This window comes from Herpetosiphon gulosus (assembly GCF_039545135.1).
GTDB classification, from domain to species: Bacteria; Chloroflexota; Chloroflexia; order Chloroflexales; family Herpetosiphonaceae; genus Herpetosiphon; species Herpetosiphon gulosus.
Genome location: NZ_BAABRU010000012.1, coordinates 72874 through 87518, shown reverse-complemented (window position 1 = coordinate 87518; position 14645 = coordinate 72874). Strand labels below are relative to the sequence as shown.

14 protein-coding genes are annotated in these 14645 nt (G+C 50.0%); 5 read left to right on the top strand and 9 right to left on the bottom strand.

Annotation, left to right across the window (positions count from 1 at the left end; translation table 11 throughout):
- Positions 1–14 precede the first annotated feature (14 nt).
- From ABEB26_RS16830 to def, 4 genes are all read right to left on the bottom strand, one after another.
- On the bottom strand, positions 15–968 hold the full coding sequence (locus ABEB26_RS16830) for a GDP-mannose 4,6-dehydratase (RefSeq protein ID WP_345723203.1): 954 nt from the start codon (positions 966–968) through the stop codon (positions 15–17).
- Complete coding sequence (locus ABEB26_RS16825) at positions 965–2389, bottom strand: O-antigen ligase family protein (RefSeq protein WP_345723202.1); 1425 nt, start codon at positions 2387–2389, stop codon at positions 965–967. Before ABEB26_RS16825 ends, ABEB26_RS16830 begins: the two co-directional genes overlap by 4 nt.
- 105 nt (positions 2390–2494) lie before the next feature.
- The gene (locus ABEB26_RS16820) at positions 2495–3451 is read right to left on the bottom strand and encodes a UDP-glucuronic acid decarboxylase family protein (protein WP_345723201.1); all 957 of its coding nucleotides are present in this window, start codon (positions 3449–3451) and stop codon (positions 2495–2497) included.
- 262 nt (positions 3452–3713) lie between these two features.
- Entirely contained in the window at positions 3714–4349 is a 636-nt protein-coding gene (def, locus tag ABEB26_RS16815) for a peptide deformylase (RefSeq protein WP_345723200.1), read from the bottom strand.
- A 157-nt stretch (positions 4350–4506) separates the two neighbouring features.
- On the opposite strand from def, the gene ABEB26_RS16810 reads away from it, so the two are divergent.
- The 4 genes from ABEB26_RS16810 to ABEB26_RS16795 all read left to right on the top strand — a co-directional run bounded on the left by ABEB26_RS16810 (position 4507) and on the right by ABEB26_RS16795 (position 9417).
- Entirely contained in the window at positions 4507–6270 is a 1764-nt protein-coding gene (locus ABEB26_RS16810) for a PhoX family protein (protein ID WP_345723199.1), read from the top strand.
- Between the two features lie 74 nt (positions 6271–6344).
- Entirely contained in the window at positions 6345–6665 is a 321-nt protein-coding gene (locus tag ABEB26_RS16805) for a hypothetical protein (RefSeq protein ID WP_345723198.1), read from the top strand.
- Between the two features lie 343 nt (positions 6666–7008).
- Complete coding sequence (locus tag ABEB26_RS16800) at positions 7009–8601, top strand: sensor histidine kinase (RefSeq protein WP_345723197.1); 1593 nt, start codon at positions 7009–7011, stop codon at positions 8599–8601.
- Between the two features lie 12 nt (positions 8602–8613).
- Entirely contained in the window at positions 8614–9417 is an 804-nt protein-coding gene (locus ABEB26_RS16795; protein ID WP_345723196.1) for a response regulator, read from the top strand.
- Positions 9418–9425: 8 nt separating this feature from the next.
- Here ABEB26_RS16795 and ABEB26_RS16790 read toward each other — a convergent pair whose 3' ends face one another.
- The 5 genes from ABEB26_RS16790 to ABEB26_RS16770 form a co-directional block, all read right to left on the bottom strand.
- A complete protein-coding gene (locus tag ABEB26_RS16790; RefSeq protein ID WP_345723195.1) occupies positions 9426–10085 on the bottom strand; it encodes a redox-sensing transcriptional repressor Rex in 660 nt (219 codons plus the stop codon).
- 226 nt (positions 10086–10311) lie between these two features.
- On the bottom strand, positions 10312–10542 hold the full coding sequence (locus tag ABEB26_RS16785; protein ID WP_345723194.1) for a hypothetical protein: 231 nt from the start codon (positions 10540–10542) through the stop codon (positions 10312–10314).
- A gap of 57 nt (positions 10543–10599) precedes the next feature.
- Positions 10600–10872, bottom strand: coding sequence for a hypothetical protein (locus tag ABEB26_RS16780; RefSeq protein WP_345723193.1), 273 nt, complete (start codon positions 10870–10872; stop codon positions 10600–10602).
- 23 nt (positions 10873–10895) lie between these two features.
- Positions 10896–11234, bottom strand: coding sequence for a hypothetical protein (locus tag ABEB26_RS16775; protein WP_345723192.1), 339 nt, complete (start codon positions 11232–11234; stop codon positions 10896–10898).
- A 303-nt stretch (positions 11235–11537) separates the two neighbouring features.
- Entirely contained in the window at positions 11538–12155 is a 618-nt protein-coding gene (locus ABEB26_RS16770; protein WP_345723191.1) for a class I SAM-dependent methyltransferase, read from the bottom strand.
- A 365-nt stretch (positions 12156–12520) separates the two neighbouring features.
- On the opposite strand from ABEB26_RS16770, the gene ABEB26_RS16765 reads away from it, so the two are divergent.
- On the top strand, positions 12521–14503 hold the full coding sequence (locus tag ABEB26_RS16765; RefSeq protein WP_345723190.1) for a hypothetical protein: 1983 nt from the start codon (positions 12521–12523) through the stop codon (positions 14501–14503).
- Positions 14504–14645 lie beyond the last annotated feature (142 nt).

The window sequence follows — 14645 nt, the reverse complement described above, 5'->3', positions numbered from 1 at the left end:
GCAGCGCAGCCGATCTAGCAATCGTACTCGGTTTTATACCAATGCCAATAGCGCTCTAGGCCATCCTCGATATCGGTGGTTGGCTTCCAACCCAGCAATTGTTGCGCCTTGGTGGTATCGGCAAAGGTAATTGGCGGGTCGGCAGATGATAAAGGCTTGGCTTCAATAATTGCATTCAAGCCAGTAATTGCTTGCAGCGTATCAATAAAGCTGCGCAGCATCACCGGAGTTGAGTTACCTAAATTGAAAATATCAAAGGTGCGATCGCTATCAAGCACCGCAATCACCCCTGAAACAATGTCGTCAACATACGTCCAATCGCGGTAAACATCAACCCCGCCATTGTAAAGCACAATTGGCTCTTGCTTGCGCATGGCCTCAACAAAAATCGTTGGGGTCATATCGGGGCGACCTTTGGGGCCATAGACCGTGAAAAAGCGTACCACGCGGGTTGGAATTTGGGTTTGATAATGGAAGGTATAGGCCAGCAGTTCGGCAGCTTTTTTGGTAGCAGCATAAGGCGATAATGGCCGATCGGTGGCTAATTCTTCGTGCCATGGGGTTGGCGCAAGCCCATACACCGACGAAGTTGAGGCTTGAACAAAGGCCTGAATGCCATAGTTAATCGCTGCTTGCCAGACATTGACCGAGCCTTCAACATTGACCGCGCTATACAAAGCGGGATATTGCAACGAATAGCGTGGGTTGGCCATGCCTGCCAAATGGGCCACATGGCTGGGTCGATGTTGCTCAAACAAGGCCAATAAACTGGCTGGATCACGCAAATCGCCTTCCCACAGCACAAAATTGGGATGATCGAGCAAACGTGCTACGTTACGGCGTTTGCGTTCAGGGCTGTAATAATCGTTGAAATTATCGAATGCAATGACACGTTCGCCACGCTGCAACAGTGTTTCGCACAAATGCGAGCCAATAAAACCCGCACCACCCGTTACTAAATATGTCATGCACGCCACCCTTGGCGCTGTGTCAGAACCACACATAAGGCCCACACCGCGCTCAAATGAATTCCAAAATTCAACACATGGAGATTATCGAAAACGTTATGCAATTGAATGGCGGTTATGATACCACAGCAGCCAATTGCTACCATCTGCCAAACTGTGCCGCGCGTCGCCTGAATTGCCAAATAGGCTTGACGATAAACCGCCGCAATCAGCACGAGATAGGCAATCAAGCCTAAAATGCCAGCTTCTGCCGCAATATGAATGTAGTAGTTGTGCGAGTGGCCTTGCGATTCCGACCAGCGCCCCACAAAAAATTCAGGATAAGCCCGATTGAAGTTGTCGGGGCCGACCCCAAGCACTGGATGGGCCAAAAACATATTTGCCCCCGCTTGCCAATGAGCCATGCGTTCGACGACCGCAAAATTTTCATCGGTAACCGTCACCCGTCCAGCATCAAAAATCCGCAAATTGTTGGTCAGGCTGCTAATTCGCTCGGTAATTACTGGGGGAAATAGCTCAGGCTGGCTGATAATCGCCAGCAGCAATATTCCACCAAGGCCAATTAATGGCAGGGCACGCCGCCGATCAACCGCCAGCAGCATCACCACCAGCGCACCCATAATCCCAATCCAAGCGCCACGCGAAAAACTGACCCCAATCGCTGCCAAAATGATCAGGCTTGCGCCAGCACTCAAGGCCGAGCCAAGCAAATAGTGCCAGCGTTGGCGTTGTTGCCACCAAAACCAGAGCAAGCCCAAGGCCACGCTCAAGGTCATGGGCCACATCAACTCCAAAAAGCCAGCAAAGGTATTGGGCTTGCCGATTGTGCCATAAGCCCGCACGGTTTCGCCAATGGCAAACGGGCCAGCACCCACACGATATTGCTGAATGCCGATCAATGCCTCGATGACCCCAACCGTGAACATCACCGCAATCAGGCCAATCGCTCGTTTGGGTGTGGTGATTGTGGCAACCGTCACCACAAAGGCCAAAAAGGCCATGAACCAACGCACCACCTGCTTCAAGGCATCAACCGCGTTGTATTCGGTTAGCCCCGCCGAGAGCAGCAAAGCCATCAAAAACAGGCTCCATGGCACCAGCAAGGTTGTGTCGATGATGATTTTGCGCTGGGCCATGCCATACAACAGCCACGCCCCCAAGGCCATAATCCCAATTACATGGGTTGCAGTCAAGCCTAGCGGAAAGCTCAATAACTCTTGGAGCATGACTGTGGCAACCGTCAAACTCAAACCTACGGCAGGCTGAATCAACATGCAAACCAAGAGCATGCCACAAATAATCAAGGTTGCTGCCTGCGTGAAGGGCAGCAGAGTAATAATTGCCACTCCTGCCAGCCCTAAGCTAGCCAGCAACCAATCCAATGGCTGCACGGAGCGCCAAGTTAATGCGTGACGCTGCATGGCCTTCCTCGGCTCCTTCGTTGCAAATGCGGCAAATCGATCGCATACCAAAAGCCCGAGCCATCCACGCCGATGCTCAGGAGGTTTGGATTGCCAAGCTTGGGCTTATTGAATTTCGCCACGTTGGCGCAATTGCTCAGCAAACCACGGAATCGTTTGTTCCAAGCCTGCTTGCAAGGTGACTTGTGGCTCCCAATTCAGCACTCGTTTGGCTTTGCTAATATCGGGCTGGCGATTTTGGGGGTCGTCTTTAATTCGCAGTTCGGGCTTAACCACCGTGCCAGCTGGATTGCCCGTCATAGCATTGACGATTTCGGCAAACTCGCGCATGGTGAACTCGTGGGGATTGCCAATATTAACTGGCTCGACCTCATCGGAGAGCAACAAACGATACACGCCTTCGACCAAATCGCCAACAAATTGGAATGAACGGGTTTGTAAGCCATCGCCGTAAAGGGTCAGCGGCTCGCCACGCAACGATTGTTGAATAAAGTTGGGCACAACCCGACCATCAGCCAAGCGCATGCGTGGGCCATAGGTGTTGAAAATCCGTACAATCCGCGTTTGCACGCCGTGGTAGGTATGGTAGGCCATGGTCATGGCTTCGGCAAAGCGTTTGGCTTCATCGTAAACCCCGCGTGGCCCGATTGGGTTGACGTGGCCCCAATAGGTTTCGGGTTGGGGGTGAACTTGCGGATCGCCATACACTTCTGAAGTTGAGGCGATCAAGAAGCGAGCACCTTTGGCTTTGGCCAAACCGAGGGCATTATGCGTCCCCAAAGCCCCAACTTTGAGCGTTTGAATCGGCAGTTCAAGATAATCGATTGGCGAGGCTGGCGAGGCAAAGTGCAACACTGCATCGAGCGGGCCAGGCAAGAAAATATAGTTGGTCACATCGTGGCGAATAAATTGAAAGCCTTCGCGGCCAACTAAATGGGCAATATTTTCCGGATTGCCAGTGATGAAATTATCCATCCCAACAACCGAGTGACCTTCGGCCAGAAACCGCTCACACAAATGCGAGCCTAAAAACCCTGCTGCTCCCGTGATCAACACGCGCATCGTGAACTCCTTCAAACAGAATATCGGCGCAGAAGTCGCCCTATTCTAAACGCAGATTGCTTGGCTGAAAATTAATTATCGCTAAGCGTTGCTTCGACGAAGCAGCTGCTTATTGTAATGATGTATGACGTTAATTCCCTCACCCCCGACCCCTCTCCCACTGCGGCGGGAGAGGGGAGCACTTGTAACTCGGTTCCCCCTCGCCTCGCTGGGCGGGAGAGGGGGCTAGGGGTGAGGGGCTGTCATTAATTAACCATTACATTTATTCATTGGTTGCCGATTCTGATTCGAGTTCAGTATCGGGGCGTTTTTTACGCGCCAACAAACCGCGCCGTTTGAGGCGTGCACTTTCACTTTCTTTGCGATAATCGACCAATTTGCTTTCTTCGGTCATGCGGTCGGTAAACATAATCCCATCAAGGTGATCAAACTCGTGCTGAGCGATGTGCCCAACTTTGTAATCTTCAGCGGGAATATGGCGCAAGCGCTGTTCGCGACCTTTTAAATCGTAATATTTGATCGTTACCCATTTGTTACGCGGCACTTTGGTATAGCGGCCAGGCAGGCTCAAACAGCCTTCTTGTAGCATATGGGTTTCTTCGCTGGCTTTGATAATCTCTGGATTGACCATCACATACAGCACGGCGGGAGCAATTTGGGTCTGAGTACCATCTTCATGTTCTTCGTATTGGGCTGGCTCTTCAATTACCACCACGCGCCGCGAAACCCCAACTTGCGGCGCGGCAATCCCAACGCCCCGAGCTTCACGCATGGTTTCAATCATATCATCAACCAAACCAGCCAAACTTTGATCAAAACTGGTGATGCGTTTGGCCTTGGCCCGTAACACCACTGCATCAGTTGGATCTTCTATTTGCAATACCCGACGTACTGCCATGGGGAAACCTCCTTGATTATTGCTAAGGTTCATTATAGCACCCTCATTTCTTAATCTGATCTTTACATACTGATGAGTTGGACTTGACATGGTTTACGTATGCTTTGGCTGTGTCCAGTTGAAATGAATGGTGTGTTGCCAACTTGGAGGGATTTCAATGACCAGCCACGATCAGCGTGCAGAGCGCAAAAGTATTTGGCACGATTTATTAGAACGTCGGATCAATCGCCGGACCCTTGTTGCCAGTGGTGCTGCCGCTGCTGCGGTCGCGGCCTTGCCCTTAGATCTGCAAACTGCTGAAGCGGCGCACTATAATGCCCCTTTGTCAGCCCCAGCCTTGACCCAACGCCAACCGCAAGGTTCGTTGCCCTTCAAACCAATCAGCACCAGCACCGCCGATGATTTGATTTTGCCCGAAGGCTTCCGCTACGATTTATTGGCCCACCGTGGTCACGCTATGGGCGATGGCAGTTTGTTTGGCGAAAATGCCGATTTCATTGCCTTCTTCCCGATTGATATGTTGCAAAAAGGCCTCGACCAAAATCGCCCACAATTTGGCTTTACCCGCAGCGATTTATCAAGCACCGATGGCCTGTTGTTGGTCAATCACGAATACGTCAACCCCATGTTTATCTCGGGCTACACTGGCTCGGGCGCAAAATCTGGCGATCAAATCAACGCCGAGAAGCATATGGTTGGCATGAGCGTGATTCGGGTTAAGCGCAATAGCGATGGCCGTTGGTATTTCGACCAAACTGATACCGCCCACAATCGCCGGATCGACGCAACCACTCCAATCACATTAACTGGCCCAGCCGCCACTATCGATGGCGGCCCAATGGCGATTGGCTCACTTGGCAATTGTTCAGGTGGGGTAACGCCTTGGGGCACGGCACTGAGCTGCGAAGAAAACTTCCAAGATTATCCCAACCCAGCGCCAACTGGCTATGGCTGGGAACCAGAAATCTACGGCAAGCGCCACTATGGCTGGGTTGTCGAAGTTGACCCATTTGATAAAAACAGCACGCCCCGCAAGCACACTGCCATGGGCCGCTTCCGCCACGAAAATGTAGCGGTGCGGGTTGGCAGCGATGGCACAGTTGTGGCCTATATGGGCGACGACAAAGCCGATTCATGTGTCTATAAATTTGTGGCCGACCGCAAATTGACCAACTTGGCTGATCGCCCAGGCAATATGCAAATTCTCGAAAGCGGCCAACTCTACGCCGCCGACTTTGCCAATGGCAAGTGGATTTTGCTCGATTACAACAGCCAAAGCGCCTTGCAAAGTGCCAAAGATAGCAAAGGCAATTTGCTATTCAGCTCGCAAGCCGATGTCTTGGCCGATACCCAAGCCGCTGCCATGGCGCTCAAAGCCACACCCGTCGATCGCCCAGAAGATATTGAAATTCACCCACTTGATGGCAGTGTTTACGTTGCCCTGACCAACAACACGGGCCACGGCAACTTCCACGGCCAAATCGTGCGCATGGCCGAAACCGATAATAATCCTGCTGCAACCAGCTTCGAATGGAGCATCTTCGCGGTTGGTGGCTCCCAAAGCGGCTTCTCATCGCCCGACAACTTGGTGTTCGATGGCGAAGGCAACTTGTGGATGGTAACCGACATCTCATCATCACGCACCAACAAAGGTATCTACAAATTCCAAGGCAACAACGGTCTCTTCTTCTTCCGCACCAGCGGCCCCGATGCTGGGATCGCCTTCCAATTTGCCTCAGGGCCAGTGGAATGCGAATTGACTGGGCCATGCTGGTCGCCTGATGGCCGAACCCTGTTCTTGGCGATTCAACACCCAGGTGAAGAATCCAAGAGCTTGACCGAACTGAGCAGCCACTGGCCAATCGGTGGTAACGAAGTGCCACGCTCAGGGGTTGTCGCAATTACAGGGTTCAAGCGCTAGAATTTAGACCGCAGTTATAGCGCAGCCTCCAATGATGTGGGCTGCGCCTTTCTTTTGAATTGTTTGGAGTTACGATGACTATGCAAGAACTTTTGGTTCATGAGCGCACGTTGTTGGGCGCTTTGGATAGTTTTGCTGGCACGTTGGTGCGCACCCGCCCGCAACTGGCCGCCGATTACAACGAATATCTCGACGATTTTGCTCAGCGCTGGCTTGATAGTGGATATCCCAACGAGCTTGATAGTATTTCGACCTACTGGGTACAGGCTTATTTGAGCAGCCTCAGCCTGACCCAACGGGAAATTGCCAAAGCCGCCTTACATAGCTTTTTCGATTGGGCCGTGGGCCAAGGGTTAATTGATCAAGCACCATTGAGTGGCGGCTATCTTTCTTGAATTGTGCTGGCTTGCACTAAACCACATTCTGCCCAACAACCTCAAATCCTCTACTAAATCTGAGCGCTCGCCGCTTGGTTATCGGCATCAACCACTGATGCTGGTTTGGGCGTGAGCAAAAAGCCGTCTTTGCTCACGCTAGAGCCTATCTTATGTTCACTATACTAATGATTCGCCACCCTTCCGTCCCTCCACCAGAGGGAAACACAGGGTGTTTTGATCCCCCTGCACCCCCTAAAATTTATTTGATGGATTATGCTACTCAATAGCCTTACCCAGTTGAATCGCATTAGAATACATAACTTCAATTGCCTCAACTGGCAGCCTCGCGTACAATCGGGTTATGCACGAACGCTGGAATCGCTTGTTGTATAGTCGTTGGTGGTATGCTGCGGCCTTGCTCTATTTGGCGGCTGCGCTACTTTGGCCCGCACTCGGCAAACGTTCAGCCCCAATCAGTCGCTTGGTTGAGGTGATTATTTTGCTGGTGTGTGTCGGGCGTTTTTGGCTGCCTGCAATCCAACGCCCATATTCGGCTTTGGCTAAAGGCTGGCGGATTTTGGCGGTGCAATGGGGCATGTTAGCCTTCTATCGCGGCTTGGGTGGTTCGCTAACCAGCATCAAAGGCTTAAGCCAAGTTGTGCTGCCAATCATTATTTATGTGCCAACCGTGGTGATGGCTGGGGCATTTTTTGTCAGTTTACCCTTCAGCCAGCGCCGCCGTAGTAGCATTGTGCTCGATTGGTTTGCTCTCAGCGTTGGCTTGATGATTATCACGACCATTGCGATTCGCCAAGTTGTGCCGAATGTTGCTTGGTACGATGGCCTGTTTGTCGGCGCTGATCTTTCGTTGCTGTATGCGCTTGATCTGATTCGCCAGCAACAGCCCCAACGTTGGCAGCAGTTGTTTCGTCAACTGAGCAGCGGCATTTTGGCCTTGAGCTTGGTCGATTTGGCCTGGATTTTCGACCGCAGCAAGTTGGTTGTTTTACCAATTGGCGCATTGTATTGCGTGGCTTGGCTGATTTTAGCCCACGCTGCGGCGATTCACCCCAACGCCAGTAGCCCACGCAGCGATCAGCTAGCGATCGATACCTTTGCCAAACGTAGCATTCCCTATGTGATTTTACTTGGCGGCTTGGCTTTCACAATTGCCACTGGCGAGCTGAATTTTGCACTCTTGCTGTTGCCATTATTTTTGCTACGAATCAGCGTTGAGATGAGCGAAGCTCAACAACTTTCACTACGACTCGAACAAGCGCGACGCGAGGCCACCCACGCCCGCGATGAAGCCGAATTTCTCCGCGAACTGTTGCGCTCGTCAATTCATGATTTGCGTTCACCGATCGATGGAGCTACTGGATTAATCAATGTGTTGGAATTACAGCCGCAACGCCCACAATTATGGACTCTGTTGCGGGTACAGATTGAAGATATCGGCCAGCAAATGCACGATCTGTTGGATATTGCCCGAGCACAAACCAAGGCCATGCTCCAACAAACTCCAGTCGATTTAGCCGAACTGTGTTGTGCTGAAACTGCCCGTTTAGAGGCTAGCGCCGCCTTTGCCCAAAAAACCAATAAACCTCAAATTCAACTTAATATTCAAAATCTGCAAGTGCATACCAACCAACGTTTGCTTGGTCGAGTAATTTATAATTTATTAAAAAACAGCCTTGATCATGGCGGCGAGCAAATTTGCTTAATTGTTGAGATTCATGCTGAGCAGATTAACCTTATTATTCACGACAACGGGGTGGGCTTTCCCCAGCATGTGCTCGATTTGGCTCCTAGCAACAGCGACGGGCGTGGCTATGGCTTTGGTTTACGTGGCGTTTTAGCCAATCTAAGCCTGATTGGGGCCAAACTTCAGTTGGAAAATCGCCAAGGCGCTTGGGCTTGTATCCAATTGCCCGCCTATCAGCCTAGCTTTTGAGGAGGATTATCGGTGAGCTATCATGCATTTGTGGTCGAAGATAGTGAGGTTCATGCCACTTTAGCCGAGCTGTTATTACAAGAAGCAGGCTTCGAAGTCACAATCTGGCGTTCAATTCGCCAAGCTTGGCATTGGTTCGAACACGATCAAACCAAGCAACCAATGTTGGGCTTGTTGGATATTAAGTTGCCCGACCCAACCTTGCCGCGCTTGGAAAGCACAGTTTTGGCGGCAGCAATTAGCGATGCCGTCGCCCAAGGCCGCCACGCTCCAGTGCATTTGGTAGCGATCAGCAGCGAACTAACGCCGCAACGCGAATGGGCAGCGCTGGCTACTGGTTGTAGCGCCGTACTAAGCAAACCACTAACGCCACTCAAAGCCCAATGGCTCGCCGAATTAATCACCCAGCCAATGCCAACCCTCAGCGACGAAATTAGCGCGGTCGCCTTTCGCCAAGGCCAGCTCGATGTGCTAAATTTATTGGAGCTACAACAACGTCCGCCACGACGAGTTTGGCAGATTGAAGATGTACGCAATCTTTTGGCGGTGCTCACAGCGGGGTTTCATGTGGGAGAGCAAGGGCGAGAAGCAGGGTTAAATTTACAACATGAATTTGGCGGATCAACCGCCGCTCATGTTGCATTACGGGCATGTTTGCCAGTATTAGAAAGCGAGCAAGCTCGTTTGCTAGGGCTGTTGCTGCATGGGGTTGCCCAACAAACCATCGCTGGCCGTTTGGGGCTTGGGCGACGCAAACTTGAGGGGCAAATTGAGCAACTCTTGCAACAGCTAGCAATTTTGCTGAGCCAGGGTTGATCGCTGGCTCAATGCTCGTTCATGGCATGGTGTTCATCTTCACGCGAGAGATAATAGGTCATACTATGCAACAACGCTACTGGATCGATATGGCGTACCCAAACATTATCGGGCGTTTGCACCACAATTGGCGCATAGTTCAAAATGCCTTGAACCCCGTTTTGCACCAACACATCGACAACTTCTTGAGCGCGAACCGCTGGCACAGCCACAATTGCCAAACGAATGTTATGCTCTTGCAAAATTTTAGGTAAATCGGAATCGGGCTGGACGGTGTTGCGGCCTAGTTGCAAACCAATTTTCGAGCTATCGTTATCGAAAACCCCAATGATGTCGATGCCCCGAGTGCGAAAGCCCTCGTAGCGAGCGATAGCCTGACCAAGTGGCCCGACCCCAACCAAGACTACGGGCCAAACTTCGTGCAAACCCAAAATCCGTCGAATATGCCCCAGCAAATACTCGACGTTATAGCCAATGCCTTGCTTACCAAATTCACCAAAATAAGAAAGATCTTTACGAATTTGAGCGGCAGTAACCCCAATTCGTTCGCCCAACTCCTGCGAGGAAACCGAACGAACACCTTCTTCAGCCAAATAACTCAGGCTACGTGCGTAAATTGGCAATCGCCGCACTACAACATCGGGAATTGCGTTGGGGGAGATGTCCATCCCGCACACTCCTTTGGAAACACCACAAAACGAGCCGCTCTTGCCAAGCGAATTTGAGGCTGCCCAACCGAGGCTCGCGCCACGTCGCGCAGCTTAATTGATATTGTGAAGTATAGTGCAAACTATTGATATGTCAAGCGCTTTTAGGCGATTCTAATGCTTTGTTTAGCTAGCGCGATCAACGATTTTGGGGGTGCTTGATTGATTTGGAGCGCTGGTATGAGCCTCATTTGCTATGCAGTGGATACTCAGTAAACACTCGGCCTGTTTTATCCACAATTTCGACTTTAACCGCTGGATTCGACAACGAGACCAAGAGTGCCCGCAACCCCGACTCTGCTGGAAAGTACAACACTTGGCCATTTTTCAAAGAAATTTTAGCCAAGCGGGCAACATCTTTGGGCATATAACCATACACAACATAAAAAGGCTCATCGGGAATCGAATCTTGATACACAAATGGTTCAGTTCCTTGATCGAGGGCATAAAAACTTGAGCGCTTTGAACGAAATTGCTAGGTTGCCTGATCGTGCCAGCCGCTCAACACCCCCATGATCAAGCCATTCTTGGTTTTGAATGAAAAGACAAAAAGCTGATCAACCTCTAAACCTGGAACTGCCTGAATCGCCAAATCGTGCATATCGGCGAAGTCGGGAGTTTGTTTCACAGTTTGTTCGATCGTTTGTTGCACACTGGGAGCAATTGGCGGCAGCGGGGTTGGCTGAAGGGCAGCATTAGCACAACGAGCAAGCATCAAGCAAAGTAGCAACCAGTAAAGATATTTCATAGATAGCTCCTCTCTCTAAATTTTTACGATAAAGCCTTGAGGGTTTCGAGGGTCAATGGTTTTTGACGAAACCACGGATAATCAAATACCCGTTCGCGTTCTTGATCCAGATCCATCGTTGCCGAAGGAAAGCCAGTGCTGGGAGTGCCCTCAGCTTTACGCACTACCAAAATTGTTATTGGGGGTAAATCTTGGTTTTTGCAATAACGGAGCAGATGATCAAGGTGCATTGCCAATCCATGGGGTGGCAAACCAACCAATTTACCGAGGGTTTCATAGGTTAGGGTCTGGCGCTGATGAGCAAAACCCATCAATACTTGATAAATTTGCAGTGCCCGTTCGTAGGTTGTCATCTCTGGCATAACAGCGACTCCAATCGTAATACAGCTTTATTTCAATAATTGATTATCAAACATTTACAGCTTTTTCGTCAATAGTAATGAGGGATCGGCTGTTGGGGATCGGGGATCGGATACTTAACGCAGAGGCGCAGAGCAATGGCAGAGCAATGTTGGGGCTAGGGGTCAGGGATCAGGAAACACAGTGGCAACACAGAAAGCGGATTGGGTATAGCAGAATAATCAAAACAATCTGTGCTCATCTGTGGCTAAAATCATCCTTCGCGTAAATCTGATCCCTAACCCCCGACAACTGACCCCTATGCCCTACATTCGCTCAATACAAGCAGCAAGCGCAACAACAGCCGGCCCGACCCGATTGAGAAATTGGGCTGGTTGCAGATCGAGCACGCGCCAACCACACTCAGCAGTAAATCGGCTGCGAATTTCCTCTTCGGTAATGGCGCGGGGCACATTGACGCTGGCAAATTCGATGCCAAACGCCAACACATAATAACGCCCTTGGGGTTGTAAGGCTTGAGCTAATTCGTCAATAAATGCTTCAGTATCGGCTTGATTAAACAAATGATAAAAGCCAGTATCGACGATTGCCCCAAATTTGGTTTCAAGCAAGGAGGGCTTGAGGCCATCGCCAACCACAAAACGAAGGCGTTGAGCAACCTCGCGAGGCAGGGCTGCCGCTTTGGCTTTGGCTTGCGCAATCGCAGTTGGCACAAAATCAACTCCGACCACCGTATAGCCACGTTGTGCGAGGCCAATCGCCAAATCGCCCGAACCACAACCAACGTCGAGAATGGGATTTTGCGGTGGAAAGGCGTTGATTAACTCAATCAAAGCTGGCTGAGGAGCAGAAACATCCCATGGGGGCACATCGTTATAGACATATTTGAAAAATTCCAGCGGTTCTTCACCAAAACGACTCATCACACACCTCCTAAGGCTTAATCGTGTTCACTATAGCCAGCTCAACCCAATCTGCTATCAGCCTTACAACTGAGTTTCGCCCAAAATTAGCTGGGCAAGCACTGCCAGTTACTGTTTTAGCCCAGCATTTGGCAGTAAAAACCATTGTTTGGCTCAACTACTCAGCTAGAGTAAACCGCGAGATCGGCGATTCAAGTGGGTTTCGTTTGTAATGGAGGACTTTTAAGGGTTGTGGATTTCTAGAGATGTTAGGGTTGCAACGATCAACCTAGCGATGTATCTAGCGATACATTGGCTCAATCAGCCCCAGAATTATAGTAATCCCAGCTTCAGTTTCAATCAACCAATTACGAGGAAGGATGAGTATGCGCTGGCGATTTACGATTATTATCTTGCTCACGAGCTTCGTTTTAGCTGCGTGTGGTCAACCTCAAACTGCCCAACCAACCACAATCACCACTATAACCGCAACTGAAAAGGCGCAAAGTCGCGCTCAAGCCACGACCCAACCCACCGTTGCTGGCACTGCCCCCCCAGTGATCCAAGGGATTTCGGCAGATCAAATTAATGGCTTCATCGCCATTGGAGAGTTAGAGCGGCCACTGCTCAGCCGTGATTATGTTGCTGCGGAGAATCAAGATATCGATGGCGATATGGGCTATTCAACCATGGCAATGATGATGATCTATATGCCAGATTTACTAGCCCAAGCGAGTGATCCAGATCCAGCTGACCCCTATGCACTGTCGATGTTGCCAATTGATGATTATCTGACCCAAAGTTCAGTTGAAGCGACGATTGCATTTTATCAAGCAAGTTTTGCGACCAAAGGCTGGCAGGCTCAGCCAGTTCAACAGCAATCGACCGACGAAGCAGCCCTGTTTTTTGAGCAAGGCCAACATGTTGTTACGGTGCTGATGTTCGTGCCGCTGCATAGCACTGAACTCTATGTCATGCTGATACTCAGCCAAAAGCCTGTCGATGCGCCTGCGCTAACCCTGCCATTGCCAAGCAACCACGATATTTTCGCAGCCAATGCGATTCCCATCCCGCCAGGTGCAACGCTCAACACCAATCTGGGCAATGACCCATTAGCAAAATCGGATATTCACGAGCCACAGTCGAGCCTTGAACAATTTTGGGCTGGTGCTGTTGAATTCGAGGGCTATCAAATTTTGGAGCTGAGCAGCAGCCAAGAAGAAACTTTTGATTTTTACGAAACATTGTTGGTGCATGCTGGCTGGCACAATAACTCACGGATTCTTGGTCAAAATGATCATGGTATTCCCGGTATGGGGAAGATATTGCTGCGCTTTGTCGGTAACGATATTCAAGTGCTCACCTTGCATCGGATGATTCACACCCTCAATCAACCAACTGATGACAAATGGCTTTTAGCCATGAGCTTGCTCACGCTCAAGCCAACTGATCCGACGACCTTCAATTTTGATCCAAGTGCCTTCGCCACACCTAATCAATTTGTTGTACCAACCCCGCCCGAACAGGTGGAGTATCAAGTAGGCAATGATCCGATCCTCGATACATTAATCCAAAGTTGGCAAGTTGAGTTACAAGAAAAAGCCCGAATGCAAGCTGCTGGTTTTGGCATTCGAGAACCACTCACCATCTGTAATAGCATGCCCAACATCAATTACCATAGTTTCTTTATTAGCCAAACCAGCCCACGCCAACTAGCCGAATTTTATGACCAAAAACTAGCCGAACAGGGCTTGCCGTTATACCAACCAAGCAGTGATACCATCCGCACCTACTATGCTGATACTGGGATGGGAAAACATGTGGTTTCGCTGGTTATGCTGGATCGGAGCAGTTATAACCAGCAGCAAAGCGGAACCTTGGCGATTATTCAAGAAAGTACCTCGGAGCGGCGGATTATGTTTCGTGGCGAGGATCATTACGATAATCAGGTTATCGATTTTGTCACGCCATTGAGTCATACCCTACCACTTATGCCAAACTCCATAGCCTATACAATTGGAACTGATGAGTCGGTTGATGATAGCATTCAAGATTGGTTAAATGATCTGCGCTATGAAAGCTATAGCGACGATTGTGAAGAAGTAACCTATCTTGATGGAACAACAGCCTCGGTATTTGTGCCTCAAACTGGCAACGAAATCGTTGAATTTTACGACTCAATCTGGTTGGGTCAAGGTTGGAAGAAATTTACTTTAGAAGAAGGTCATGAGCGATATACCAAAGAAGAACAAGGTGGCGCAGTGCTGCACACCATTAACCTGCGTTGGGAAACAAAACTCACCGACCTAATACCCAATGAGCAATTGTTTCTCTTGATTAAGATCGATTCAAACATTACCTATCGCTAAATCACTCCCAATGCTCGCAAACTGCGTCATGGCGACAAACCCATGGCGCAGATCCTCGTTTTAGCCCGCAATGCTGCGTTTCATCTAAATCCTTGCTCCCTGATCTCGAACCAACCACAACGATAGCATTGTTATGATGCAG

Bases quoted from the DNA above. Each gene is read 5' to 3' on its own strand.
- ABEB26_RS16790 (WP_345723195.1), bottom strand. From the start codon at position 10,085: ATGGACATCTCCCCCAACGCAATTCCCGATGTTGTAGTGCGGCGATTG.
- ABEB26_RS16765 (WP_345723190.1), top strand. From the start codon at position 12,521: ATGCGCTGGCGATTTACGATTATTATCTTGCTCACGAGCTTCGTTTTA.
- ABEB26_RS16810 (WP_345723199.1), top strand. From the start codon at position 4,507: ATGACCAGCCACGATCAGCGTGCAGAGCGCAAAAGTATTTGGCACGAT.
- def (WP_345723200.1), bottom strand. From the start codon at position 4,349: ATGGCAGTACGTCGGGTATTGCAAATAGAAGATCCAACTGATGCAGTG.
- ABEB26_RS16805 (WP_345723198.1), top strand. From the start codon at position 6,345: ATGACTATGCAAGAACTTTTGGTTCATGAGCGCACGTTGTTGGGCGCT.
- ABEB26_RS16770 (WP_345723191.1), bottom strand. From the start codon at position 12,155: ATGAGTCGTTTTGGTGAAGAACCGCTGGAATTTTTCAAATATGTCTAT.
- ABEB26_RS16820 (WP_345723201.1), bottom strand. From the start codon at position 3,451: ATGCGCGTGTTGATCACGGGAGCAGCAGGGTTTTTAGGCTCGCATTTG.
- ABEB26_RS16780 (WP_345723193.1), bottom strand. From the start codon at position 10,872: ATGAAATATCTTTACTGGTTGCTACTTTGCTTGATGCTTGCTCGTTGT.
- ABEB26_RS16800 (WP_345723197.1), top strand. From the start codon at position 7,009: ATGCACGAACGCTGGAATCGCTTGTTGTATAGTCGTTGGTGGTATGCT.
- ABEB26_RS16830 (WP_345723203.1), bottom strand. From the start codon at position 968: ATGACATATTTAGTAACGGGTGGTGCGGGTTTTATTGGCTCGCATTTG.
- ABEB26_RS16775 (WP_345723192.1), bottom strand. From the start codon at position 11,234: ATGCCAGAGATGACAACCTACGAACGGGCACTGCAAATTTATCAAGTA.
- ABEB26_RS16825 (WP_345723202.1), bottom strand. From the start codon at position 2,389: ATGCAGCGTCACGCATTAACTTGGCGCTCCGTGCAGCCATTGGATTGG.